This is a genomic window from Phormidesmis priestleyi BC1401 (genome assembly GCF_001650195.1).
Lineage (GTDB): Bacteria > Cyanobacteriota > Cyanobacteriia > Leptolyngbyales > Leptolyngbyaceae > Phormidesmis_A > Phormidesmis_A priestleyi_B.
The window spans coordinates 18,137-41,287 of sequence record NZ_LXYR01000040.1; the positions used below are offsets into that span (position 1 = coordinate 18,137).

General features: G+C 50.3%; 24 protein-coding genes and 1 pseudogene. 4 read left to right on the plus strand and 21 right to left on the minus strand.

Going from position 1 to position 23,151, the window contains the following annotated elements; genetic code table 11:
• Positions 1–74: 74 nt before the first annotated feature.
• From A8707_RS18450 to lpdA, 4 genes are all read right to left on the minus strand, one after another.
• Positions 75–1,268: a coiled-coil domain-containing protein gene (locus A8707_RS18450; protein WP_068818672.1), complete on the minus strand. Its 1,194-nt coding sequence runs from the start codon at positions 1,266–1,268 to the stop codon at positions 75–77.
• 102 nt (positions 1,269–1,370) lie between these two features.
• Complete coding sequence (locus A8707_RS18455; protein WP_068818673.1) at positions 1,371–1,652, minus strand: DUF5340 domain-containing protein; 282 nt, start codon at positions 1,650–1,652, stop codon at positions 1,371–1,373.
• A 49-nt stretch (positions 1,653–1,701) separates the two neighbouring features.
• Complete coding sequence (trpC, locus tag A8707_RS18460) at positions 1,702–2,586, minus strand: indole-3-glycerol phosphate synthase TrpC (protein ID WP_068818674.1); 885 nt, start codon at positions 2,584–2,586, stop codon at positions 1,702–1,704.
• A gap of 596 nt (positions 2,587–3,182) precedes the next feature.
• Positions 3,183–4,613 (minus strand): dihydrolipoyl dehydrogenase, encoded by a 1,431-nt coding sequence (gene lpdA / locus A8707_RS18465; RefSeq protein ID WP_068818675.1) that lies wholly within the window; start codon positions 4,611–4,613, stop codon positions 3,183–3,185.
• A 314-nt stretch (positions 4,614–4,927) separates the two neighbouring features.
• On the opposite strand from lpdA, the gene A8707_RS18475 reads away from it, so the two are divergent.
• On the plus strand, positions 4,928–5,167 hold the full coding sequence (locus A8707_RS18475; RefSeq protein WP_156518702.1) for a hypothetical protein: 240 nt from the start codon (positions 4,928–4,930) through the stop codon (positions 5,165–5,167).
• 18 nt (positions 5,168–5,185) lie between these two features.
• Here A8707_RS18475 and A8707_RS18480 read toward each other — a convergent pair whose 3' ends face one another.
• On the minus strand, positions 5,186–7,036 hold the full coding sequence (locus tag A8707_RS18480; RefSeq protein WP_068818678.1) for an ABC transporter ATP-binding protein: 1,851 nt from the start codon (positions 7,034–7,036) through the stop codon (positions 5,186–5,188).
• 71 nt (positions 7,037–7,107) lie between these two features.
• The gene (gene hisG, locus A8707_RS18485; RefSeq protein ID WP_068818679.1) at positions 7,108–7,761 is read right to left on the minus strand and encodes an ATP phosphoribosyltransferase; all 654 of its coding nucleotides are present in this window, start codon (positions 7,759–7,761) and stop codon (positions 7,108–7,110) included.
• 107 nt (positions 7,762–7,868) lie between these two features.
• Here hisG and rppA point away from each other — a divergent pair, with 107 nt between their 5' ends.
• Entirely contained in the window at positions 7,869–8,552 is a 684-nt protein-coding gene (rppA, locus tag A8707_RS18490; RefSeq protein WP_068818680.1) for a two-component system response regulator RppA, read from the plus strand.
• Positions 8,553–9,064: 512 nt separating this feature from the next.
• On the opposite strand, the gene A8707_RS29840 is transcribed toward rppA, so the two are convergent.
• From A8707_RS29840 to A8707_RS18500, 4 genes and pseudogenes are all read right to left on the minus strand, one after another.
• Positions 9,065–9,229 (minus strand): hypothetical protein, encoded by a 165-nt coding sequence (locus A8707_RS29840; protein ID WP_231948090.1) that lies wholly within the window; start codon positions 9,227–9,229, stop codon positions 9,065–9,067.
• Positions 9,230–9,264: 35 nt separating this feature from the next.
• Positions 9,265–9,369 (minus strand): annotated as a pseudogene (locus tag A8707_RS30685) (hypothetical protein); the annotation flags it as partial.
• Positions 9,370–9,556: 187 nt separating this feature from the next.
• Positions 9,557–9,871, minus strand: a complete 315-nt coding sequence (locus tag A8707_RS18495; protein ID WP_068818681.1) for an MGMT family protein — start codon at positions 9,869–9,871, stop codon at positions 9,557–9,559.
• Between the two features lie 18 nt (positions 9,872–9,889).
• A complete protein-coding gene (locus A8707_RS18500) occupies positions 9,890–10,984 on the minus strand; it encodes an AI-2E family transporter (protein WP_068818682.1) in 1,095 nt (364 codons plus the stop codon).
• Positions 10,985–11,146: 162 nt separating this feature from the next.
• Here A8707_RS18500 and gshA point away from each other — a divergent pair, with 162 nt between their 5' ends.
• Positions 11,147–12,298 carry a glutamate--cysteine ligase gene (gene gshA, locus A8707_RS18505; RefSeq protein WP_068818683.1) on the plus strand — a complete coding sequence of 384 codons (1,152 nt, stop codon included), beginning with the start codon at positions 11,147–11,149 and terminating at the stop codon, positions 12,296–12,298.
• 8 nt (positions 12,299–12,306) lie between these two features.
• On the opposite strand, the gene A8707_RS18510 is transcribed toward gshA, so the two are convergent.
• The 3 genes from A8707_RS18510 to A8707_RS18520 form a co-directional block, all read right to left on the minus strand.
• The gene (locus A8707_RS18510) at positions 12,307–12,738 is read right to left on the minus strand and encodes a retroviral-like aspartic protease family protein (protein ID WP_068818684.1); all 432 of its coding nucleotides are present in this window, start codon (positions 12,736–12,738) and stop codon (positions 12,307–12,309) included.
• Positions 12,739–12,746: 8 nt separating this feature from the next.
• Positions 12,747–13,022, minus strand: a complete 276-nt coding sequence (locus A8707_RS18515; protein WP_068818685.1) for a hypothetical protein — start codon at positions 13,020–13,022, stop codon at positions 12,747–12,749.
• 284 nt (positions 13,023–13,306) lie between these two features.
• Complete coding sequence (locus A8707_RS18520; RefSeq protein ID WP_068818686.1) at positions 13,307–14,080, minus strand: class I SAM-dependent methyltransferase; 774 nt, start codon at positions 14,078–14,080, stop codon at positions 13,307–13,309.
• A 663-nt stretch (positions 14,081–14,743) separates the two neighbouring features.
• Here A8707_RS18520 and A8707_RS18525 point away from each other — a divergent pair.
• Positions 14,744–14,959, plus strand: coding sequence for a hypothetical protein (locus A8707_RS18525; protein WP_068818687.1), 216 nt, complete (start codon positions 14,744–14,746; stop codon positions 14,957–14,959).
• A 504-nt stretch (positions 14,960–15,463) separates the two neighbouring features.
• Here the strand turns inward: A8707_RS18525 and A8707_RS29200 are convergent.
• From A8707_RS29200 to A8707_RS18560, 8 genes are all read right to left on the minus strand, one after another.
• Positions 15,464–15,607 carry a hypothetical protein gene (locus A8707_RS29200; protein WP_197484876.1) on the minus strand — a complete coding sequence of 48 codons (144 nt, stop codon included), beginning with the start codon at positions 15,605–15,607 and terminating at the stop codon, positions 15,464–15,466.
• 111 nt (positions 15,608–15,718) lie between these two features.
• Positions 15,719–16,012 (minus strand): hypothetical protein, encoded by a 294-nt coding sequence (locus tag A8707_RS18530; RefSeq protein ID WP_068818688.1) that lies wholly within the window; start codon positions 16,010–16,012, stop codon positions 15,719–15,721.
• A gap of 194 nt (positions 16,013–16,206) precedes the next feature.
• Entirely contained in the window at positions 16,207–18,813 is a 2,607-nt protein-coding gene (gene acnB, locus A8707_RS18535; RefSeq protein ID WP_068818704.1) for a bifunctional aconitate hydratase 2/2-methylisocitrate dehydratase, read from the minus strand.
• Between the two features lie 141 nt (positions 18,814–18,954).
• Positions 18,955–19,677 (minus strand): Uma2 family endonuclease, encoded by a 723-nt coding sequence (locus A8707_RS18540; RefSeq protein ID WP_068818689.1) that lies wholly within the window; start codon positions 19,675–19,677, stop codon positions 18,955–18,957.
• Positions 19,678–19,742: 65 nt separating this feature from the next.
• Positions 19,743–20,942 (minus strand): murein transglycosylase A, encoded by a 1,200-nt coding sequence (gene mltA, locus A8707_RS18545; protein ID WP_068818690.1) that lies wholly within the window; start codon positions 20,940–20,942, stop codon positions 19,743–19,745.
• Between the two features lie 61 nt (positions 20,943–21,003).
• Entirely contained in the window at positions 21,004–21,255 is a 252-nt protein-coding gene (locus A8707_RS18550; RefSeq protein WP_068818691.1) for a hypothetical protein, read from the minus strand.
• 85 nt (positions 21,256–21,340) lie between these two features.
• Positions 21,341–22,789 (minus strand): phosphoglucosamine mutase, encoded by a 1,449-nt coding sequence (glmM, locus tag A8707_RS18555; protein ID WP_068818692.1) that lies wholly within the window; start codon positions 22,787–22,789, stop codon positions 21,341–21,343.
• Between the two features lie 61 nt (positions 22,790–22,850).
• Positions 22,851–23,150 carry a DUF7734 family protein gene (locus A8707_RS18560; RefSeq protein ID WP_068818693.1) on the minus strand — a complete coding sequence of 100 codons (300 nt, stop codon included), beginning with the start codon at positions 23,148–23,150 and terminating at the stop codon, positions 22,851–22,853.
• Position 23,151 lies beyond the last annotated feature (1 nt).

Here is a 23,151-nt window from a genome sequence, read left to right on the forward strand (position 1 = left end):
ACAAGTAATCCACGATCGGCTTTAATCCAACTGGAAATTAATTTTTATAGTCAAGAATCAGGAAGAAAGCCATTCTAAGATCGGTTGCGATAGGTGCGGCGGCGGGTCAAAAAGTCTGGTAAATCAATCTTGAGATCTTCGTTAAAAGCATCGGCTCTGCTATTTGATCGTAGAGGTTCGCCGCCGATCGTCGAAGTGGCTTGAATGTCTGCAAATAATTCTGCTAACTCTAGTGACCGATCGGAAGAGTCATTCTCCAAGAGATCTTTGAGCTGCGCCACTTTATCTTGGGTCGTGTAGAAACGGTCTTTCCAGTGCTGGACAGCGGTTTCATATTCACTGGCTTGCTGCGCCTGACTGAGAATTTGCTCCTGCATTTCGGCGGCTTGTCGCTCTAATTCGGCAATGCGAGTCTGATTTTGTTCACGATCGAGTTCTAGCTCTTGACAGGCTTGCTGCAAAAGTGCCTGAGTTGCCATTTGTTTGACGAGTTGTGACTCTAATTCTTCGACTTTTTGCGGCGAATCTTGGGCATCTGAATGGCTCGAAGCAGAATTTAGGGACTGGTCGGAGAAATCTCCCTCTAGTCGGGCTTCTAGCTCGTTAATTGCGGTGTGTCGATCGTTGAGTTCTCGATAGAGTCGTCGAATTTGTTTTTGCGCTTCTTGCAGTTGCAGTTCTAAATTAGCTGATAAACTACGCGCCGTTAATTCTTGCGATTCTAGCTCTAAGACCTGTTGCTGCTGGGTTTGCATCGCCACTTGCAGCTCATCGATTTGGGAAGTTAGCCGCGTTTGATCAGGTGCATTGGGGCGATTGAGCGTCACCTGCGCTCTCAATCGCTGCAATTCGGCGTGTTGACTTTGGGCAAAGAGTTCTGCGGCTTCGAGCAACTTCTGATAGTCTTGCTCTCGCTCCTGCGCCTGATGAATTTGCTGCTCAAAAGCGGCTTGTTTCTCAGCAAACTGTCGCTTTAGCTGGTTGATTGCCTGCTGCTGAACGTTGGCAATCTCTTCAGTCGAAGCCAGATGTTCTTCTAGAAACTGCTGATTGACGATTTGCAGCCTCAGCTCATTAAGGTTGTCAATCGATTGGTCTAACGCCAGCTCTAGATCCTGAATCCGCTCGATTTGGTTGCGGATTTTGGCTTGCATATAGTCTAACTGTGACTCTAACTCGTCAGAATTTGCAGATATTTCTGGCGTATCGGAGCGATCGGATAACTGTTCCGACAATTTTTTACCCTGATCAGCGTTCGGTTCAGACACTCGGAACCTCCCAAAACCCGATTCCACTTAGGAGAATTAGCTTTTATAGTAGACGCAAAATCAGAAATATTAGCGACGGGACAAATCGGCGATCGCGCGAGGTCAGGAGATTTTAGGCTCTTGTGAGGTTTTTGCAGCCTTTTCGACGTTAGGAGGGGCTTCAAGGCTATTCAGCGACCAGCGATATTCAACCTCTAATTGACTGCGCTGACAGTCTTCTTCCAGATGTTTTTGTTGAGAATATGCTTTTCGCAGCGTGATGATCAACTGGTGAACTTGCTCTCGCTGATGTTTTTTCTGAGTTACGGCAAACATTGTCTGCCGCTCTAGAAGTTGCAGCAACAATTCATAGTGAATATGCGAAGGGAGAGGAATCGGCTCCATGTAACGCTAACCTGGCTAAAGGAAAAAACGATCGACGAGAAATATTAGCCTAACGAGTCACCAACCGCGCAAGCGCCTGACCCGGATCGGGCTGTCTGATTAAGGATTCTCCCACGAGAGCTGCCTGAGCACCCGCATTAACCACTAAATCGAGGTCGGCAGGAGTGTGTAGCCCTGATTCGCTGACGACTAAAATTTCCTTTTCTGTCAGTTGATTGCCTCTCGCCGCCAGCAGTTGACAAGTAGTGTCAAGATCTACTGAGAAGTCTTTAAGGTTGCGGTTGTTGATGCCTACCATCGTCACTCCGTCGAGAGAGAGAACGCGATCGAGTTCTTCAAGCGTGTGCACCTCAATCAAAGCCACCATGCCCAACGCTTTGACGATTTTCAGAAAATACTGCAAGTCTGTGTCGGGCAATATCGCCGCAATTAGCAAAACCGCATCGGCTCCTTGCAGCCGCGCCCAATACATCTGATAAGGGTAAATGATGAAATCTTTACACAGCAGCGGCAAATCGACCCCTTCACGAATGCGCGAGAGATTCTCAAAGCTGCCTTGAAAAAACTTTCGATCGGTGAGGACAGACAGACACGATGCCCCACCTTTCACATAGGATTGGGCGATCGCCACCGCGTCAAAGTCTTCTCGAATCACTCCTTTGCTGGGCGATGCCTTCTTCACTTCGGCGATCACCGCTGGGTGAGTTTTTCCCTGACGTAGAGCCGTCACAAAATCGCGGGTTGGCGCGATCGTCTGCATTTTTTTCTGCAGCTCCATCAAAGGGAGACGATCGCGCATTTTAGCGACTTCGACTTCTTTTTCCCAAACGATCTCTTCTAAAATGTGACGCGGAGCAGAATCAGGAACCGTTGTCTGATATTGGATCTGAGGAATCGTAATAGCGGGATTGGGCTGACGACGACGAATCTCCATTAGGGTAGCCAGAAACCACAAAAGAAACTTAAAGTCAATGAAACTTGAGCCTAATCAGGTTCCAGCCGTTTTGACCAGAGTTGACCGACACAAACTCTTATTTAGTAGAGTAACGCAATTCCTTGAGAATTCTGAGTTTTGAACGGTACGGCTAGAGAATCTTTGAATGGTATCAGATCATCCTCTAACCATCCATCTCCTTGATGTCCTACCGTGTGCACATCAGTCCTCGTCGCTTCGTTTGAGTCGGCTCATGCCCCCTAAATCCCCTACGTCACTTGCTTTAAGTCGGGGAACCCGCCCAACGCAGTGACTCATCAAAATTGGGTGACTTTGAACGAGATCAATGACTTGACCTCTAAAACCTCGTTTCATCTCAAAATCCCCCAGCATAGGCAGGGCTAATTTAAGGTCGAGAAAGAAAATCTGTACCCTTTATCTTGCGTTAAGGCATCATTCTGATGCTGAACGAAGACTCAAGCTTGTAGATTTTATCTGGTGACAACTAATCAGCCCTGCCAGCATAGGGGATTTAGGGAGCGAGGGTCTCAGCGATGACTGATCGAAAGACTCGTGTGTACGCCGTAGCCTTGATATCAATGGACGGCGGCTCGTTTATAGGCTTCGTCTAGAATCTCGGATAGCGTGGGATGGGTGTGGACTAAGAACGCCAACGATCGCACCGATTGACGATTGGCGATCGCGTTTGCTGCTTCCTGAATCAAGTCTGCGGCGTGAAGCCCAATGATATGAACGCCCAAGACTTCTCCAGTGTCCGATCGATAGATTAGTTTAGCGATTCCGTCAACTTCTCCTTCAGCCAGCGCTTTGGCGTTGCCTTTAAAGTAAGTTCGCACCGCAGACACTTCAAATCCCTCCGCTTCGCCTAATTCTTGTGCCGCAGGCTCGGTCATGCCCACAAAGCTGATTTCAGGATGCGTAAACGCGGCGGCGGGAATGCTGCGATAGTCTACTTTGCGATCACGTCCGCACATATTTTCAACCGCAATCACGCCCTGGGCAGAAGCCGCATGAGCCAGCATCATCTTGCCTGTTGCGTCTCCGATCGCCCAGAGGTGCGGAACAGATTCTCCGGCTGAAAGGACTTCTAAGCGATCGTTAACGGGAATGTAGCCTCGTCGATCTAACTCGACGCTGACCGATTCTAACCCTATCTCTTTGGCAACCGGAATCCGACCCGTCGCGATCAAACACGCATCGACTTCGAGAACTTCGACGATTTCCTTGGTTTTGGCATCGGCAAGCTCAATCACCACAGGCGAACCAGGAGTGACTTTCATCGCCAGCATTCCAACTTTGGTCTCGATATCGCGAGGGGCAATCAGAATGCGCTGCGCGAGCTTGGCAATATCGGGATCGAATCCGGGCATGAGCTGATCGAGCGCTTCGATCATCGTCACCTCGCAGCCGAGAGCGGTGTAGACATCGGCAAATTCGAGTCCGATATAGCCGCTGCCAACGATCGCGATCCACGGGGGCAACGTCTCTAGCTTGATCGCGTCGTCGCTCGTAAACACGGTTTTGCCGTCGATTTGCGCGCCAGGAGGCACAAAGGGCACTGATCCCGGCGCGAGAATGATGTCTTTTGCCGTGATGATTTTCTCGCCTGCGTCAGTGGTAACGGACACCTTTTGCGACCCTGCGACCCGACCCCAGCCATGAATCACCTCGACTCCGACCCGCTTCAGGCTGTTGACTAGCCCGTCTTGTTGTTTAGCGACCATGTTGCCTGCATGAGTGGCGATCTCGCCTCGATCGAACGAGACATTGCCGACCTGAATGCCCAATGACTTTAAGTGGTGGGCGTTGCGGAGTTCTCGCACGCGACCCGCCGCCGCCAACAGCGCCTTAGACGGAATGCAGCCCCGATTGACGCAGGTGCCGCCCATATCTGCCGCCTCAATGATGGCGGTCTTTAATCCACAGTCAACCGCATGGAGAGCTGCACCATGTCCGCCAACGCCCGCGCCGATAATTACCAAATCGTAATCAAATCCGTCTGTCACATCTGCCTCCCGGTGCTGGTGGTTGCTTTATTTATTTTCGTCTGCTGAGGGTGGATCAGACAACCTTTCAAACGAGAGTGCTCGAAAGAAGTCAGTTTTGAAGACAACGAAGCGGTATGAAGTTATCATCAACAGCGAAGTCTGAATCGTAATGAAACGATTTAGTTTAGATTGGGCATTCTGATCTGGGTGGATGCCCGATGAAACTGTGATCAACAAAACCTGAAGGCTGAGTCGGCGATCGCTTTGTGATAGCTGACCATTTTTGAAGCCCAAACAGTCTAAGGTTTTGATCCTTGAATTTGGAGTCAAGCATGATGGATCTGCAACAGCAAGACGCGCGACGTGCCGCAGCGAGAGCATTTATTGAGTCGCTCGATAAACTGCAAGAAACCCTCTGCTTTGAAGCGGGTCAACCTGCACTTCCTGCGTCGAAAGTCGTTGAGGTGGTAATTGACAAGCCCTCTGAGGTTCCCGTAGCACTCACTCTCGACACGTTAGAGCAAGCCGTGGCAGATGTTGAGCAATTCATGCAGGCAAAAGAGCAGGGTTAAAAATAGTCCAAAAAAGAATTAGCTTTCTAGCATTTGTAGTTGATAGAGACTCGCGTAAAGTCCGCCTTGGCTTAGTAATGCGTCGTGACTGCCTGACTCGACAAGCTGCCCTCGCTTGAGAACTAAGATGCGATCGACATTCCGAATCGTCGAAAGTCGGTGGGCAATAATAATCGCGGTACGGGCTTCTAACAGGCGTTCTAAGGCTTCTTGAATCAGCGATTCAGTGCCTACATCCAGGTTTGCTGTCGCTTCATCAAGGACTAAGATCTGGGGATCGCGAATTGCAGCACGAGCAAACGCCAGCAGTTGTTTTTGTCCGCCAGACAGATTGGTGCCCCGCTCACGCAGCAGCGTATTGTAGCCTTGGGGCAACTGCTCGATCAAACTTGCCACGTTGGTGTTTTCAGCCGCCGATCGAATCTGATCAAAGGTATAGGTTTCCCCCAGGGTGATGTTGCTCTTGACATCTCCAGCGAACAGGAACCCGTCTTGCAAAATGATTGCCATCCGTCGCCGCAGTTCTGCTTGGGGCAATTGACGGATATCAATACCGTCGAGTAAAATTCGCCCGTTGGTTGGCTCATAGAGGCGACTTAACAGGCGAATGATCGAGCTTTTTCCGGCTCCGGTGGGTCCGACCAAGGCGACTTTCTCACCAGGGCGAATCGTGAAATCTAAGTCTTGGAGAACATAGTCATCTTGCTTGTAGGCAAACCAAACGTGCTCAAACTGAATCTCACCGGGAGCATCGGGCGTTTTGAGCGTTAAGTTGGCTCCCTTTCTCTCGTGTGCTTTTTCGGGATCGCGGATCTCGATCGGTTCGTTCATAATGTCGCTGACCCGCTCGACTGCCGTGAATCCGGCTTGAATCGCGGTGAATTTCTCAGCAAACTGACGCAGCGGATCAAATAAACGTTGAGCAAACAAAATGAACGTAGACAACAGCCCAAAATCGAGTTGTCGGTTCATCACGAGCCAGCCGCCAACGCCCAAAACCCCCGAAATCGCGACGAGAGAAATCCATTCCAGCGTAGCGGACACCGCAGAGTCGTGAAAAATCGTCCGATCGACCTCGTGAATGTAGCGCTTGTTGACCGTGCGAAATAATTCGCCGTTAAATTGCTCACGTCGAAATAGCTGAACGACTCCGATCCCCGTAATATTTTCCTGCAACATCGAGTTGAGCGAAGATAATTCTTCTCTTGCTTTATAGTTCGCTTTGCGATATTGCTGCTGAAAATAAATAATCAGCCCCGTCACGGGTAACAGCATCAGCACGAGCAGAGTTGCCAATTGCCACTGCCGAGCAAACATAATCACCGTGATCACAAGGATCGAAAACAAGTCATTGACGACCCCGATCGCGCCTGTCGAGAAGACTTCTCCCAGCGCTTCGACATCGCTAGTGAGGCGAGTGATCAAGCGTCCAACCGGAGTGCGATCGAAAAACCGAACCGCCAAAGACGTGACATGATCAAACAAATCGCTGCGGATGCCTGCGGTAATGCGCTGCCCGACTTTTTGCACGAGATAGCTCTGAGTGCCGTCTAAAATCAGTCGAGTCAAAATCGTGGCTAACAGCAAACTCGCCACAAAATTGAGTCCGTCGGTCAGCGATCGACCTTCGAGAAAGTCAAGCTGGACACCAAAAAAGCCCAGGCTAGTAGACTCACGTTTGAGCAGCGAGACGGTCTGACCGATCAAAATCGGCTGAAGGGCGTTAGCGATCGCCGATGGCACCAAAAACACCATCGACAGCAGCAACAGCCGCATATTCTTTTTAGCGTAGGGAACCAGCCGCAAAAAAAGTCGCCAATCGGTTTCTTTAGGGCGGCGATCGGGGCGATCAGCGAGAGAGTGGGTCATGATGGTTAGATAAAAGCTTGCGGCACGATCGCACAAGCCCAGGGAAGACAGTTGCTTAAGCTTAACGAAGATTAGACCTTCAGCGCGGGTTGACTCACCTGCCGACGAATCTGCTCGATGCAGGTGCACAGCCCATCGGTGTCAAGGCGATAGCTAAGAGGGTGGGCGATCAGCCGAGCCGTACTTTGAAACAGCACATCGATTTCAATCAAGCCGTTTTCTCGCAGCGTGTTGCCCGTGGCGACTAAATCGACGATCGCTTCAGACATCCCTGTGATCGGACCCAACTCCACCGAGCCAGAGAGTGGAATAATCTCCACAGGCAAATCTAAGCTCTGAAAATAATCGTAAGCACAGTGAACAAATTTAGAGGCGACTCGCCCGTTGAGCGGAAGTTCGAGGCTCGATCGATAAGGACTCGATGCCTTGACTGCGACCGACATCCGGCAATGCCCAAACCCTAAATCGACCAATTGGGCAACATTGGCGCTTTTTTCGCGCAGCACATCATAGCCGACCACGCCCAACTGCGCCTGTCCATATTCGACGTAGACCGACACATCTGAATTTCTAACCAGCAGCGCTTTTGCAGTGTTTGTGGGATCGGTGATTTGCAGTTGACGGTTGCCCGACTCTAGAAATGCGCTAAAGTCAAGCCCGATCGCTTGCAGCAATCGAATGCTGTCTTTGAGCAAAGCACCTTTGGGTAATGCGACGGTAATCATGGGAAGAGTAAGGGGCGAAGAAGAATTAAGAATCAGTTCTAAAATAAAGAATAGAAGGTTGAGCGACTCCTAGCCTAATTTATCCTTCGTCCCTCATCCTTCCCTGTATGCAGATTCTCTTGGTCGATGACGAAATCGAAATGGCTGACCCACTTAGTCGCTTACTGATGCGAGAAGGTTATGTCGTGGATGTAGCACATGATGGTCGTGAAGGGGCACTGCTGGTCGAGCAAAATCGCTATGACTTGCTCATCTTAGATTGGATGTTGCCCCACGAGTCAGGACTCGATCTGTGTCAACGGCTGCGATCGCGTGGTGACACCACCCCAGTTTTGTTTTTGACGGCTAAAGACACAATCGACGATCGCGTGCAGGGACTCGACGCTGGAGCCGACGACTATCTAATCAAGCCCTTTGAGCTAAGAGAATTATTGGCACGAGTCAGAGCCTTACTGCGTCGTCCTGCGACGTTAGAATCTGCTCCTGATTTGCGGCTCCGCGTCGATGATCTAGAGCTAGATTCTCAAAATCAAATCGCTTATCGCAAAGGACGGGCGATCGAGCTTTCTGAAAAAGAAAGTCAACTGCTGGAATATTTCATGCGCCAACCCAATCAACTGCTGGCCCACGACCAGATTTTTCAACATCTCTGGAGCGATGGCGAAAAGCCAATGAGTAATGCACTCGCCGCTCAGATTCGCTTACTGCGTCGCAAAATTGAGTCTGAAGGAGAACCGCCCCTGATCTCAACCGTGTACGGCAAAGGCTATCGATTTGGGGGAGGCGAGTAAGAACTCCTCATCTTTGCTGTGCACTATTCAAGAATAGACCTCCTGCGTGAATCCTTCGCCCTCCTCACGAAGTGGGGCAAGCCCTCGCCAACCCTTCTCCCCAGGGAGAAGGGAACTAGAACCTCTTGTTCCCTCTCCTTAGGGCTACCGTGTACACACAAGTCTTTCGATCGGTCGTTGCTGAGATCCTCGCCTCCTAAATCCCCCAATCTGGGGCAGGGTGGTTTCATACAAGGAAATAAAAGACCTGATGCAGTTGATTCGCCCAAGACCTGAGGGCTTGTGGAACGGTGCGCCACCGCTGCCGTCTTGCCAAGGTGATGAACGTATTGAGAACTGCCCAATTCACGTTGCAGGGTTGGGGGTGAGGTAAACAACTTGCACAGAGCGCTGAACGCTGCGCCCATGAGAATGATCTTGCTCTACGGCGACCGTCAAAGCGGGTTCAGTTTAGGTCAGAGTCTCGGCTTGACTGGATTTGAGTGCCAGAAGATAGTCCTGTTCGATGGCATTCACCTCGTTTCGGGCAAGGTTGCCAGTGCCCACTGATTAAACGTCTCAATCCATCCCTGAGGCTCGACTTGCAGAAAACTGTGCCGAAAGGTCGAATAGGACGGCATCGCTTGCCTATTGGGTAAGTCCAGCAGATGACCAAACTCGATTGATGGTGCCAGCAAAAGTCTGCCAAGGGGCGATACCCGCGGTAGCCGCACAGAAACCCCAGGAGGCTGAGAAATAGAATCATCCGCCAGGGATGTCGACGACCTTTGATCTTTCGAGGGTCGGGAATTTGCTTTAATTGCTCTATGAGGGTCATGGACTGAATCGATGAATCACTACTCAGTCCATCCTCATTTTCCTACGACTGAGCAGTATCTATTCAGTTCATTCTCATTTTCTTGTTCTTGTATAAAATCACCTTGCTTCTCCTTGAGAAGGGTTGGCGAGAGCTTGCCCCACTTCGTGAGGAGGGCTGTCCAGATTCACGCAGGAGGTCTACTGATCTAATCCGGTTGCCAGCGATAGTGAGATAAGCTGATTTTTCCGGTCGGGCTAAACTGAACGCCTTCAGATTCTAGGAGCGATCGCTGCAAATAATCTCCACCGTTGCGAAAGGGTGACTCAGAAATCTCGCCCTTAGCATTGATGACTCGATGCCAGGGCACATCGTCTTGGAGTGGGCTAACTCGAAACAGGGCATAACCGACCAGACGCGCTCGACCCGCCAGATCTGCCAATTCTGCCACCTGCCCATAAGTCGCCACTTGCCCATAAGGGATTTGGCGAACGATAGCGTAGATCCGATCGTAGCTAGACATCAGACTGATGGGGAAGTTTCAAGAGTGTTCTGAATCTGAACTCTCGGCAGGCGATGCTTCGAGAAGAGTCGGCACGTCAGATCGAAACTTCTCGCTGTCTTGCCAGGGGTCAAGAATATCTTTCACCAAGACTTCTTGCAGCCAAATGTGACCCACAATCACTAAAGGAATGGCGAGAAATAAGCCTAAAAACCCGAAAAAGATGGCAAAGATGACTTGAGACAACAGCGTCACTGCCGGAAGCATCGATAGCTGCTTTGACATCACAAACGGCACAAGCAAATATTGCTCAAGCTGTTGAATCACAATATACAGAACCACAACGGCTCCTGCTTTTACGGGATCTTCGATCAGCGCGATCGCCACGGGTGGAATCACACTCAGCGTCGGACCCACATTCGGAATCGCTTCTAACAACCCGGCTAACAGGGCATTTGCTAACACGAGAGGCACCCGCAAAACCAGCAAGCCAATGCCGCTCACCGTCCCGATTACGACCATGTTGATTAGAATGCCGCCAATCCAGTTCACCAGGGCAATCTCGCACAGAGACAAAATTTGATCAGCGCGTCGCCGATAAAACGAGGGAAACAGCAGCACAAACCCTCGGCGATAGGGTTGAGGATTGATCAAAAACATCACCGTCAAAATCACCACGAGCAGAAGATTAATGACGATCGCGAGTGCGTTTGAAAACCAGGAGAAAAAGTTTCCGGCAACCCGTGCGGCTAAGGGTTGAATTTGCCGAATCAGATCATCGACTCCTGGCAGATATTGAGAATAACCCGGAATCATGCCCTGCATATCTTGAAACCGATTTTGGAGGTTATCAAGTCCTTTAGGCACGAGTTCAACGAGCTGCTGAAACTGAGAAATAAACGGCGGCACAATTAGCCCAATAAAGACGAGCAACAGCAACACAAAAACAATTATTGAGAGCGCCACCGCTCCTCTTCGCTTCAACCCAGCTCGCTGGAGGCGACGCACCAAGCTATTGAGTGCCGTGGCAAACACGACTGCCGCAAGCACCAACAGCAACACCTGGCGAATCTCCCACAAGATGTAAAGCGAGATCACCAACCCTAAAAACCCAACCCATTTACCCAATCCCACGATTTGCTCTCCCTACCACGTTCTGGCTTAGATGAGTATGCCATCTCTAGGGTTTTATGCTCGATCTCGATCACAATCCGTCTCCCTCTCTTTGGGATAGTTCGCAGTCGTGCCTTTTTCCCAGATACTAAAAGAGTAATACCGCTCAACTTGCGAGGCGAGATGCTGCTATCAAAAGGGTTTGAAATCGAGGTTTACACGGGGACACCAGCGGGTGAAGTCGTCGGCATGTCTGACAAGATTGTGGCGACGTTGGATGGCTTTGTGCGAGAACCCGACAGCCGCAACGTTGAATACACCACCGCTCCGAGCTATCGATATGAGCGATCGCTGTGTGATCTCGTCCGTCCACGAGTGCAACTCCGGCACTATCTTCGGCAGTTGGGCGACTACACGTTGATTCCGGGCAGCACTTTGGCATTAAGTGGAGCAGATGAGTTTCACCGATCTGATCCGGGGAACCCCTATCACGACTATATCGAGCAGACCTACGGAACCAAAGTGGTGACGGCAAGCGTTCACATTAATGTCGGCATCAGCGACCCAGAATTGTTGATGCGTGCCTGTCGTCTAGTGCGAGTTGAGGCACCGTTATATCTGGCATTGAGCGCTGCCTCTCCCTTTTTGAATGGCAAGGTGACAGGCTCTCACTCTAGCCGTTGGGCGGTGTTTCCTAAAACGCCGAGTCACGTTCCATTATTTGAGAGTCACGCTCACTTCATTCGCTGGACAGAGGAGCAGTTGGTGGCAGGCACGATGCAAAATGTGCGTCATCTCTGGTCGTCGGTGCGTCCAAATGGCGATCGTCGCCCTTATAATCTCAATCGACTGGAGTTGAGAATCTGTGATTTAGTGTCTGACCCGATCGCGCTTCTCGCCATCACCGCTTTGCTAGAAGCCCGACTTCATCAACTGATCGAAGATCCGCATCTCGACCCATTAGAACTAAGTCAACTGCCAGCCGCAACGAGAGCAGAAGATTTAGTCGCGATCGCCGATGCGAATGAGATCGCCGCCGCTCACGCCAGCCTCGATGCTGAGTTAATTGATTGGCGATCGGGCAAGCGCATCGTGGCACGAGATTGGGTTGAGGAGCTTTATGGAGAAGTTTGGTCGATCTCTAAAAAACAAGGCTTTAGCTGCTTTCTGCTGCCACTCAAAAAGATTTTGCGAGAGGGCAATGAGGCACAGCGTTGGTTAAAGCAGCATGACCAAGGTTGGGACACGCACCAAATTGTCAGGGAGTCGATTCAAACCATGCAAACTCAGGAGGCAGCGCTTCAAAACGAGATATGTCAACCTCTCGTTGCATAGCTATCCAATCATTTAATCATTGAGACGGGATAATCAGGATGAGCGGGGTTGGGAATCAATCGCTGATTTTTGCAGTCTGGCAGCAAATCTAGCTTTTCTAAGATCACCTGACCGATGAGAATTTCATCGCCTACCACAAGCGCCTCATCCGCTGTGATGCGTCCTTCACATTCGAGGATGAGCGGTTCCGTCACTCCCACTAATTCTTCTGCGCCATTGGCAAATCGAGCCACCTGCTGACCTCGAATTCTCAACCCAAGCTCGTCTGCAACGCTTTGAGGAATCACCAACATGACTGCACCCGTATCGACGAGGGCTTGTCCCTCATAGACTCGCAGATGACGAGGTGCCAAAACTCCCCGACTCACCATGCTCTCATCCCCTGCATTAGTAAGTTTGACCTTCGTATGAACTGCGCCCATTGTGGTTTGTTCTGCCATTGTTTTGCCTAAATAGAGGATTCCTCATCGATCGGAGTTTCTACCGAGTTCTCGTCTGCGATCGTTTCCCACAAAAACCGTTTTGCTAGTCGATCGTAGGTTCCCGGTCCGACAAATTGCGGATATTTGTGCGATCGACTGTAGACCCACACTAAACTTCTGTCTTCAAAAATACGGACATCCTGCATCCACTTGCATTGGGGCATGAGCGACTTTGCCATCTCTAACGCATCGACCCAGCGATCGAACTCTTGTGAAAATCCAGGAGAAACCACTTTAAACATCGTAAGAACTATAGGCTTGATTTGATCATAGAACGCCTGAAGACAATCAGGAGAGCGTTCAGTCAAGCAGCAGCGAGTTCGTATGGTTTCGCGATCGCCTCGAAGTCCGAGTGCAAGAACTCTGAGCGGAGCCAGCTAACGTTCCCATTCAGCGGCGACAGACAGGATTGAAACGTAGCGCGAAACTCTGTACGTCCGCTGCAATGGGGTTGTTATGCCGCGCCTTTGCGAGCTACTTCCTGTACATTGATCGAACTTAACTTTGCGCGGACTCGTTAAGATTGTTATGCACTTTTGTATGCCAAGACAGCAGATGGCGCAAAGCTACCAAAAGTGACTGCTTTGAGAATGACATCTCGGATTGCATTGTTATAAAGCCGAATGTTTGTCATGCCACGAAGCTCAAAATATTTTGCATACTCAAGCTGATAGACAATATCTGACAGAACGACAATACCATTTGGCTTGAGAACTCTAATAATTTCATCTAGTGCTTTTTCCCGATCAGTCTCTGCTTCTAAGTTATGAACCGCCCAACTTGAGACTACAGCATCAAAAGAATCATCTGGAAAAGGTAGCTGACGCATATCGGCTGTTTTGATTTCAACGCGCTCTGTAACACCTTCAACTTCAGCATTTGATAGTGCAGCATCAGAACTATTGTTGGCTTGATCCTCCTGCTGCCATAGATCAATGCCGATCGCCTTGCCCGATGTGAGACGCTTTGCAGCCCCTATCAGCATTAAACCTCGTCCACAACCCACGTCAAGAACAAATTCACTCCCTGACCATTGAACTAGATCCAGCAGTTTTTCTCTGTCTTTTAACTTCATGACTTTACTGCCATAAAGCATGAAGCAACCCATACCAAGCAAGTAAGTAGCGGCAATGCCGAATAGCACACCGCCAATTATTTTTGGAATTTGTCCAAATGTCGATGAGAACAGGATCACAAGAGAGATCGTGAGTGCAACTGCACCAGCGATAAAAAAGAAGCCTAATAAACCTGGCGCATCAATGCCATAATTCGGCTTGCCTTGAACATTTTCAGTCGCCATTAGCCTTGCGTCTCATCAGAAACAACAGAAATAATAATAGTACATTTGCTCATATCGCTCAAGTGATAGCAAACACGATTTCTATTTGCGCCTCTAAAGACTTGCGGCGTAACTTGTTATTAGAGAGAAAGATTCCGCACATCACACCAAAACAGGTGGATCGGCAGAAAATTTCCGCATATCACTCTAAATCGGTTGGATTGACGGAAACTTTCTGTTCAATACACCGACTAAGATGAATCGGCAGAAACCTTCTGCATATCTTTAGGGCATACGGGGAGTTCTTAAGGATTACAAGTACGGCGTACCGTTGAGTGAGCGATCGCCCCTCCTTTCCCCAAACAAACGATCGGCTTTGCAAGAGCCGAAGGCAACGCACCCCTCCTCAAAAAATCAGCATTCCAAAAAACAAAAAACTCTTGTAAAATACATCGCAGTGATGAAGTTGTGCCCCGAAGCCTGATCTCGCAAATCAGACTCCGAGGACTTCCATCCCTAGTTAAACCAACTAACTCAGGAGGCGTTCATGATTGTACACCGTCAGCTTTGCTATGGGATCTTGAAAGGCTGGAATCAAGATCCTGCATACAGTTTTCACCCCTACAGACCGTCTGAGAAATCAGTGTTTTTGTCCTCTTTGAAGTAATCGAGAAGACAAAAACTATGGGAGTTAGGACGATCGTGCCTAGCTCGATTTCGTTCACGGTTGAGTTGCGATGCTCGATCGAACGGCGTTATCGAGTTGGCGTTATGCTGGATTTGCAAGAGCGTTATATCTTCATGTCGTCTGGCATTCTTCCGAATGTTAGCGACAGCATTGAGGACTTTGTTTCACAACTGAGTGAGATTGCGTCCAATCAACTGGCATTGCTCAAGTAGGATGGCACGAGTGATTTAACGACTGAGTATCAGATTGTTCGAGTGTTGCCGGGATATCAAGTTGAACGATCGTTCGTGAAATTCAACATTGTCGGGGGTAATGGTTCACTGATTCAAGTGGAGGAATTGCACAACAAAACCATCATTCAACTGTAAAGAGTTGGGGAGCCGTCGATTCCCCCTTTGAAAAACTCGGCTCCCTCAATAGGTCTCAAAAGCTGTTTTGTAGACCTCGATTTGGGCATGAGCAACTTTGCGATCTCTAAGGCATCAACCCATAATCGAACTCTTGTGAAAATCCAGGAGGAACCACTTTGAACATAGTCAGAAATATAAGCTTGATTTGATCATAGAACGCCTGAAGACAGTCAGGAGAACGTTCAGGTAAGCAGTAGCGAGTTCGTATTGTAAGACTAGAAATTCATCTGGCTTGAGAATTGCTATCGCATATTCTTGCCCTTGAGAATCGGCAAATTCAACTAGGTAATGATTATTCTGTTCTTGCTAGTAGACTTCAACGATCGTGCCCACAAGTCCACTAGGTAAATAGTTTATAGAGGAATAGTCTGGCTCTACGAGAGTCAATCGCTCAATGAGCAAATTATTTAGAATTGCAACTGTATCCAGAAGCTTAGGCTGATTGCTCATGTCTTGATGAACGCAGAAATTAAACTTTTGGTTGAGCAGCAGCGAGTAGTCTTTGCATCATTACCAAGATTTCTCAACTGTCCGCTCCAACCGTGTTTTAGAATACGCCCATTATCGTGATACGACTTTTATCAAGCCTGAAAGTATACCTAAGGTAGGTACTAGACTTTTTCCAAGAGCTTCAGAAAGCGGTTTTCCAACTTCTGCAAGCTTTTCAGCTCGTGTGTGATAGTAACCACTTTCGATTTTTTTCATGTCCCGCTCATGTTTCAGTTGCATACGTAGCTGTCGCGTCGCATATCTATTTGCAGTTTTCACATCTTTTTTATCTTTTCTTTGTGTCTTTTTCTCGGCACGCTTAACCTGCCTTTCTATTGGTTGCTGGACTTTTGATGGGTGAGCCATAGTTTAGAAATCTTAAACGTCTTGAACTATTATGGCTATATATGCTGGTGATTAGAGATACTTTACTGAAAGTTCAAGTTCACGTAAGTATTGATAACTAAAGATCCACTTTCATCTATGCTCAAGCCGAGGTTTAGCAGTCTAACAACGTTATCGGGTGAGCAAATCTTGACCGATCGCCCACCCAACACAATTTAATGAGCCACCGCAGGCATTCCTAGAATGTCTTCAATGCGAGGCATCTCTTCTAACGGAATCACCCGACCCTCATCTCCAAATCCAGCAATCTGATCGAAGTTGAGATAGCGATAAAGATCGTCCGCAAAGGGATTAATCTTATTCGCCATCATCTCCAAATATTCTTGAACGGTGGGAATGCAACCCAGCAACGCACACGCCGCCGCCAACTCTGCCGAGCCTAGATAGACCTGGGCACCTTTGCCCATGCGGTTGTTAAAGTTGCGCGTCGAAGTCGAGAAGACCGTTGTGTTATCGCCGACTCGCGCTTGATTGCCCATACACAGCGAGCATCCGGGCATCTCGGTTCTGGCTCCCGATGCGCCAAAGATGCCATAGATGCCTTCTTCTTTGAGTTGATGTTCGTCCATGCGAGTCGGAGGGCAAATCCACAGGCGACTGCTCACCGGGGGAACGCCTTCTAAGACTTTGGCGGCGGCGCGATAGTGACCGATGTTGGTCATGCACGAGCCGATAAAGATTTCGTCGATTTTGTCTCCCGCCACTTCTGACAGCAACTTGATGTTGTCGGGGTCATTGGGAGCCGCCACGATCGGTTCTTTAATCTCGCTCAAATCGATCTCAATGATCTCAGCATATTCAGCATCGGCATCGGCTTCGAGTAGACTCGGATTTGCCAGCCATTGCTCCATTTTGGCGACGCGACGCATCAGAGTTCGGGCATCTTCATAGCCGCGTGCCACCATATTTGTCAGCAGGGCAACGTTCGATCGCAAATACTCCGAAACCGTTTCGGGGCTGAGTTTAATCGTGCATCCCGCGCAAGACCGTTCGGCAGAGGCATCGGTTAGCTCAAAGGCTTGCTCAACTTTGAGATCCGGCAATCCTTCGATTTCTAGAATGCGCCCCGCAAACACGTTCTGTTTGTTTTCTTTGCTGACGGTCAACAGCCCTTTCTGAATCGCCATATAGGGGATGGCATTCACCAAATCTCGCAGCGTGATTCCGGGCTGCATCTCGCCCTTAAAGCGGACGAGAACCGATTCGGGCATATCGAGGGGCATGACTCCGATCGCCGCCGCAAATGCCACCAATCCAGAACCCGCCGGGAACGAAATCCCCAACGGAAAGCGAGTATGAGAATCGCCGCCTGTGCCCACGGTATCTGGCATCAACATCCGGTTAAGCCACGAGTGAATGATGCCATCTCCGGGACGCAAGGCAACGCCACCCCGCGACGAGATGAAGTCGGGTAAGTCGTGATGCGTTTTGATGTCCACAGGTTTGGGATAGGCAGCCGTGTGACAAAAACTCTGCATCACGAGATCAGCGCTGAAGCCCAAGCAAGCGAGTTCTTTCAGTTCGTCACGAGTCATCGGTCCCGTCGTGTCTTGTGATCCTACTGTCGTCATAGCAGGTTCGCACGACGTACCGGGACGCACACCCGCCAAACCACAAGCTTTGCCAACCATTTTCTGCGCCAGAGTGAAGCCTTTGCCCGTGTCGGCAGGCATTTTGGGACGAATAAACAAATCGCTCGACGCAAGGTTTAAAGCGGTGCGAGTTTTGTCGGTCAATCCGCGTCCGATGATTAAGGGAATCCGTCCACCCGCCCGGACTTCATCGACGATCGCGTCAGGCTGCAAGCTAAATGTCGCGATCACGTCCCCCGATTCGTTCGTCACTTCGCCTTTAAACGGGTAAATCGTGATCACCATGCCCGTCTCCAGTTGAGACACGTCGCACTGAATCGGCAGCGCCCCCGAATCTTCAGCAGTGTTGAAAAAGATCGGCGCGATCGAGCTTCCCAAAATATAGCCGCCCGTCCGTTTGTTGGGCACAAAGGGAATGTCTTGCCCGATGTGCCAGAGAACGGAGTTGATCGCCGATTTGCGCGACGATCCCGTACCCACCACATCGCCCACATAGGCAACGGGATGACCTGTTTGCTTTAACTCGACCAGAGTTTGCAACCCACCAGGCATTCGCGATTCCAGCATCGCCAAAGCGTGTAGCGGAATGTCAGGACGCGTCGTGGCGTGAGTTGCCGGAGACAAATCATCGGTGTTGGTTTCTCCGGGCACTTTGAAAACGACGACCGTGATCGCCTCTGCCAACACGGGACGATCGGTAAACCATTTTGCCTCCGCCCAAGCCGTCATCACTCGTCTAGCGTTGGCATTCGTCTCTGCCAAGACTTGCACATCGTGAAACGCATCGAAAATCAGCATTGTTTTGCTGAGAGCGGCAACCGCTGCTGCGGCTAATTCTGCATCGTCGGATTGCAGCAGATCAATTAACGAATGGACGTTATAGCCGCCCATCATCGTGCCCAGCAGCATCACGGCATCTTTGGGCGAAATGAGCGGACTGGTGATATCTGTTTTGGCGATCGCCGTCAAAAAACCCGCTTTCACATAAGCAGCTTGGTCAACGCCGGGAGGCACCCGATCGCGCAGCAACGCCAATAACGTCTCTTCTTCACCCGCAGGCGGGTGTTTGAGCAACTCACACAGGTCTGATGTTTGTTGAGCATCGAGGGGAAGTGGCGGAATACCCAAAGCGGCACGGTCAGCCGCGTGTTGGCGGTAGGATTCAAGCATGGTTAGATTATCTCTTACGATCGACATTCAACAATTTTCTGGTGTCAGTAGTCTAGTTTCAAGCGCTAGAAGAATTCTGTCAGTTTGCGCTCTTATTTCAGTGTGGTGCATCCGTAAACGATCAGAGGTCAAGCGTTGGGGTTAGACTTCGTTGGGATCAACGCCCATCTGACGCAGCCGTTCAGCGAGTCGATCCGCCCGTTGCTTCTCTCGTTCAGCGCGTTCGTCGCCTGTGGATAGTAGATTGCCCTGATCATCCCACCAGCGCAGCCACGGAAGCTCTATCGACTCATGTTCTCCCCGCCAAATGCCTAGCTCAACGCCCATCGGCGGAATGGGAAAATGTCCGCGCTTGTTGGCAGTCATTGGCTGATAGCGACTATCGACGAGATGATATAGCTCGATCGAGCTTCTACTACAGTCATAAATGCCATAAAACGGGATGCGAATTGCCTGTTCATAAACCCAAAACTTGCCTGTGACGGGCGTTTGGTCTCGTTCTTCGCTGCCGTCTCCAGACACAAATTCTAAGGCAATCAGGGGCGCGACATATTCTTGCCACAGCACATAAGAGCGACGAAACACCCCCTTCAGCATCGGCGGAACGCTAGGCACATAAAACCAGTCGGGTGCCTCGGCTCCTTTTTCAGGAGGCTCGGTCAATCGCCAATATATGCCGCAATCTTGACCGATGCAATACTGTCCGTCGGGGTGAAGTCTCTGCAACACGGGGCGAATTGAGTCAGTCAAGAGGCTACTTTGAGGATGTTCTTGAAAGTTTTTCACAAAGGTGCCGTCTGACTCTGGAAGTTGAGTGTGGTCAGGGAGCGTCTTGAGCGTAAACTCAGATTGGGTTGCCGTCATAGAAATGCCCTTCACCGTTGGGAGCTTGCATCTATTGTATTGACTTTAGGGGCTGAACTGATGACCTATTTCAGCAGCAAATAATAAAGCTGTCCAGTGGCGTTGACAAGTCCTGCCCGATCGCCTGCTTCTTTGCCAGTGCCCATAAAAATATCGACTCGCCCCGCTCCAATAATGGCACCCCCTGTATCTTGATCCAGCACAAAGCGGCTAACGGGACGCTGTTCTAAGAATTTGTTTGCATTCAGAATCGGCAGTTGAGTTTGAATCAGAGCGATCGCGCCCGGTGGCATTAATGATTTGTCCGTGGCGATCGAGCGTTCTGCCGTTACCGGAACGCCTAAACTCCCCATCGCGGGAGCACCTTGAGTATTTTGAAAGAAAACAAACCGTCGATTGCGAGGCAAATAAGTATCCAACTCGTCGGGATGCTGCTGAAAATAGCTCACCACATTGGGAAGATTCAAATCTTCGAGGCGGAGTTTGCCATCTTTGACCAATTCTCGCCCGATGCCTGTGTAAGGTTGATTGGTGTGCCCGGCAACGCCGATCGACATCCTGGTGCCATCGGTGAGTTGCAGTCGAGCCGAGCCTTGCACCTGCACCAGAAACGCTTCTAGACGATCGGGCAACCACACCAATTCCAACCCTCGCAGCAGTCCTTTATTCGCTTGCAATCCGTCTTTGCCTTCTAGCTCAAGGCGAGTAGGATGAGGCGGTTTCAATTTAGCGAGATCGGGCGATCGATAGAGCGGATAGCGATAGACTGCGGTGCGAACCCGACTCGCTTTATGGACTGGCTCAAAATAACCTGTGAACGACACCGTTCCCTGAGTATCTTTGCCCGTGGATTGATAGAAGACAAATTCTCGCTCGATTGCTGTCTGCAAATCCTGAGCAGAGCGAGACGTGAGGACAAGTTGTCTAAATCGTCTGAGACTGCGATCGACGCGATCGCGCGTGATCTCTTTCACCGGATAGTTCTGATAAGCCTGAACTGCCTGAGCCGTTTGCAAATAGCGTAAGCTGTGGTCGATCGCGGTCAGCAACGCTTGACGATCGCTAGAACGTTCCCACAGTCGATCGTCAAGGGCGTTGAGCGGCTGAGTCGCGGGTTTGAGCGGAATCATCGGAACCGCAATCATCGGATTGACCGACGCTGATGGAGTGGGCAACGATCGAGCCGGATTGACCCACACTCCAGATATCCCCAACGTCACCAGCGCCAAAAAACGAGGGATTCCAGCGATTCGTAAGTTTCTCATTCTGTCCAACTCAACTCAGCTAGAAGCGGGACGATCTCAGAACTCCTAAGTTCCTCCAGTCTCAATAGCGATCGACGCTTCCCGAATAGACTGGCTCAACGCGAATTCCCAGCACTTTAGAAGGACGCACCACCATATATTCCCCTTGAATATTCTTAATGGGAACGCTGATAAAATCACTAGAAGCAGCCTTGGGCACAAGTTCGCCGCTATACCATTTTTGAAAATCTTGAATCGTGGCAAACCGCACTTCTTCGCGATGCCCACCTTCTAGCAAGAGATGGACAGCAAACTCACTCGGAGTTCTAGGCATAGGGGTTTATCTCCAACATGACGACCCTATTATGGTCTGGAAGTGGGTTGAAATAACGTCAGCGCGCGGAATTATTGCCGCAGAACTATGCTAGATGGGCTTGCACGATCGCCACCAATTGCTCTGTCCAATAGCTGACCAGCGCCTCGGTTTCAGCTTCGACCATGACGCGAATCACAGGTTCCGTCCCAGACGCGCGCACGAGAATGCGCCCACGATCGCCCATGTCTGCTTCTGCTTGCTCGATCGCCGTTTGCACCGCATCGCACGATTGCCAGTTGAGCCGACGATCGCGATCCTCAACCCGCACGTTTTTCAAAAGCTGCGGATAAGTCTGAAAACTCTGGTCAACCAATTCCGCCAAGGTGCAGCCTGATCGTTGAACCAGGCAAGCCAGATGCAAGGCAGTCAACAAGCCGTCGCCACTGACGCTGTAAGAAGGACAGAGAATATGCCCTGACTGTTCGCCGCCAAGCTGGGCACCGTGTCGTATCATTTCTGCATGAACATATTGATCGCCGACCGCCGCCCGAATCAGTTGACCGCCTTGCTTATTCCAGGCGCGCTCAAAGCCCAGATTTGACATCACCGTAGAGACGATCGTGTTTCCAGGCAGTTGTCCCGATCGAAGAAGCTGCTGTCCCCAAAGATAGAGAATGTAATCGCCATCAACGGTTCTGCCCTGACTGTCAACGGCGAGGACGCGATCGGCATCGCCATCAAAGGCAAACCCGATCTCTGCCGAGTGGTCTTGCACCGCTGCTTTGAGTAACCCCAAATGGGTTGAGCCACAGTTGACGTTGATCTGGTTGCCATCGGGTCGATCGTGCAGACAAATCGTCTCGGCTCCCAGCGCTTGAAAGACCTCGGCAGAGAGTCGCGTCGCCGATCCCCACGCCAAATCTAAGACGACTCGCATTCCTGCCAACGGCTGCGATGTTTGACTCGTCAGAGGAGTTTGCAACGCCTCAATGTAGTGGCTCACCAAATCCGATCGGTGATAGTGCTGCCCCCAATGATTGCCTGAAACCGCCGAAATAAATTCTGTTTGACCCCGCAGTGCCGATTCGATCTGCTGCTGTAGTGCCGTTGCTAGCTTCGTGCCATCGGGGTTAAAAAACTTGATGCCATTGTCTTCGGGCGGATTGTGGCTTGCAGAAATCATAATGCCCCCGATCGCCCCACAGTGATGAGTCAGGTGAGCCACCATCGGAGTCGGACACAGCCCCAGATCCCACACGTCTAACCCTGCTGCGGTCAAACCCGCCGATAGCGCCATCGCCAACATATTGCTAGAGTTGCGAGAATCTTGACCCAAAATAACGGGCGCGATCGTCGAAGATGCTGACTTTAAAACCTGTCCTGCCCAATATCCAATCTGAAGCGCTAAGGGAGCCGTCAACACCTCTCCCGCCTGACCGCGAATTCCGTCAGTGCCAAACAGGGCTGAATTGGGAAGCACGATCGTGCCCCACCTTAGAGCACCAGAAGTCAAGGGACTGATGAGTTGAGTCCTTACGGGCGATGAAACCATAGCTGAATCCTGCTCCTCACACTTGTTACTGGGAGAATACCACTTCTCCCGAAAAAGACACTCACACCCCTACCGACGACAATAAAGCCTGAAATTCTCCCCAAGAGATCCCTTTTTGAATGTAGCGGGGATCGTTGGGATTGTAAGGGCTTTCTAGCCGATCGATCGACAGAACTGTTGCCCGATCGCACACCACAGGCACATCTGGATCAAACGCAGTCGGATTCATCAACGAGCTAGAAAACCCCTTAAAAATCGCTACTTCATCGGGTTGCCCGTCTGTCTCGATCGCAACCAGCAAAACCTCGCTCGGGCGTTTAAGCGTGTACTGTTCTAACCGTCGCCCCAGAGAATCAGCCATA

Bases quoted from the DNA above. Each gene is read 5' to 3' on its own strand.
- A8707_RS18475 (WP_156518702.1), top strand. From the start codon at position 4,928: ATGATGGATCTGCAACAGCAAGACGCGCGACGTGCCGCAGCGAGAGCA.
- A8707_RS18515 (WP_068818685.1), bottom strand. From the start codon at position 13,022: ATGTTTAAAGTGGTTTCTCCTGGATTTTCACAAGAGTTCGATCGCTGG.
- trpC (WP_068818674.1), bottom strand. From the start codon at position 2,586: ATGGAGATTCGTCGTCGTCAGCCCAATCCCGCTATTACGATTCCTCAG.
- rppA (WP_068818680.1), top strand. From the start codon at position 7,869: ATGCAGATTCTCTTGGTCGATGACGAAATCGAAATGGCTGACCCACTT.
- A8707_RS18520 (WP_068818686.1), bottom strand. From the start codon at position 14,080: ATGGCGACTGAAAATGTTCAAGGCAAGCCGAATTATGGCATTGATGCG.
- gshA (WP_068818683.1), top strand. From the start codon at position 11,147: ATGCTGCTATCAAAAGGGTTTGAAATCGAGGTTTACACGGGGACACCA.
- A8707_RS18550 (WP_068818691.1), bottom strand. From the start codon at position 21,255: ATGCCTAGAACTCCGAGTGAGTTTGCTGTCCATCTCTTGCTAGAAGGT.
- A8707_RS18530 (WP_068818688.1), bottom strand. From the start codon at position 16,012: ATGGCTCACCCATCAAAAGTCCAGCAACCAATAGAAAGGCAGGTTAAG.
- A8707_RS18560 (WP_068818693.1), bottom strand. From the start codon at position 23,150: ATGGCTGATTCTCTGGGGCGACGGTTAGAACAGTACACGCTTAAACGC.
- acnB (WP_068818704.1), bottom strand. From the start codon at position 18,813: ATGCTTGAATCCTACCGCCAACACGCGGCTGACCGTGCCGCTTTGGGT.
- glmM (WP_068818692.1), bottom strand. From the start codon at position 22,789: ATGGTTTCATCGCCCGTAAGGACTCAACTCATCAGTCCCTTGACTTCT.
- A8707_RS29200 (WP_197484876.1), bottom strand. From the start codon at position 15,607: ATGAGCAATCAGCCTAAGCTTCTGGATACAGTTGCAATTCTAAATAAT.
- A8707_RS18495 (WP_068818681.1), bottom strand. From the start codon at position 9,871: ATGTCTAGCTACGATCGGATCTACGCTATCGTTCGCCAAATCCCTTAT.
- A8707_RS18525 (WP_068818687.1), top strand. From the start codon at position 14,744: ATGGGAGTTAGGACGATCGTGCCTAGCTCGATTTCGTTCACGGTTGAG.
- mltA (WP_068818690.1), bottom strand. From the start codon at position 20,942: ATGAGAAACTTACGAATCGCTGGAATCCCTCGTTTTTTGGCGCTGGTG.
- A8707_RS18510 (WP_068818684.1), bottom strand. From the start codon at position 12,738: ATGGCAGAACAAACCACAATGGGCGCAGTTCATACGAAGGTCAAACTT.
- hisG (WP_068818679.1), bottom strand. From the start codon at position 7,761: ATGATTACCGTCGCATTACCCAAAGGTGCTTTGCTCAAAGACAGCATT.
- A8707_RS18455 (WP_068818673.1), bottom strand. From the start codon at position 1,652: ATGGAGCCGATTCCTCTCCCTTCGCATATTCACTATGAATTGTTGCTG.
- A8707_RS18480 (WP_068818678.1), bottom strand. From the start codon at position 7,036: ATGACCCACTCTCTCGCTGATCGCCCCGATCGCCGCCCTAAAGAAACC.
- A8707_RS18540 (WP_068818689.1), bottom strand. From the start codon at position 19,677: ATGACGGCAACCCAATCTGAGTTTACGCTCAAGACGCTCCCTGACCAC.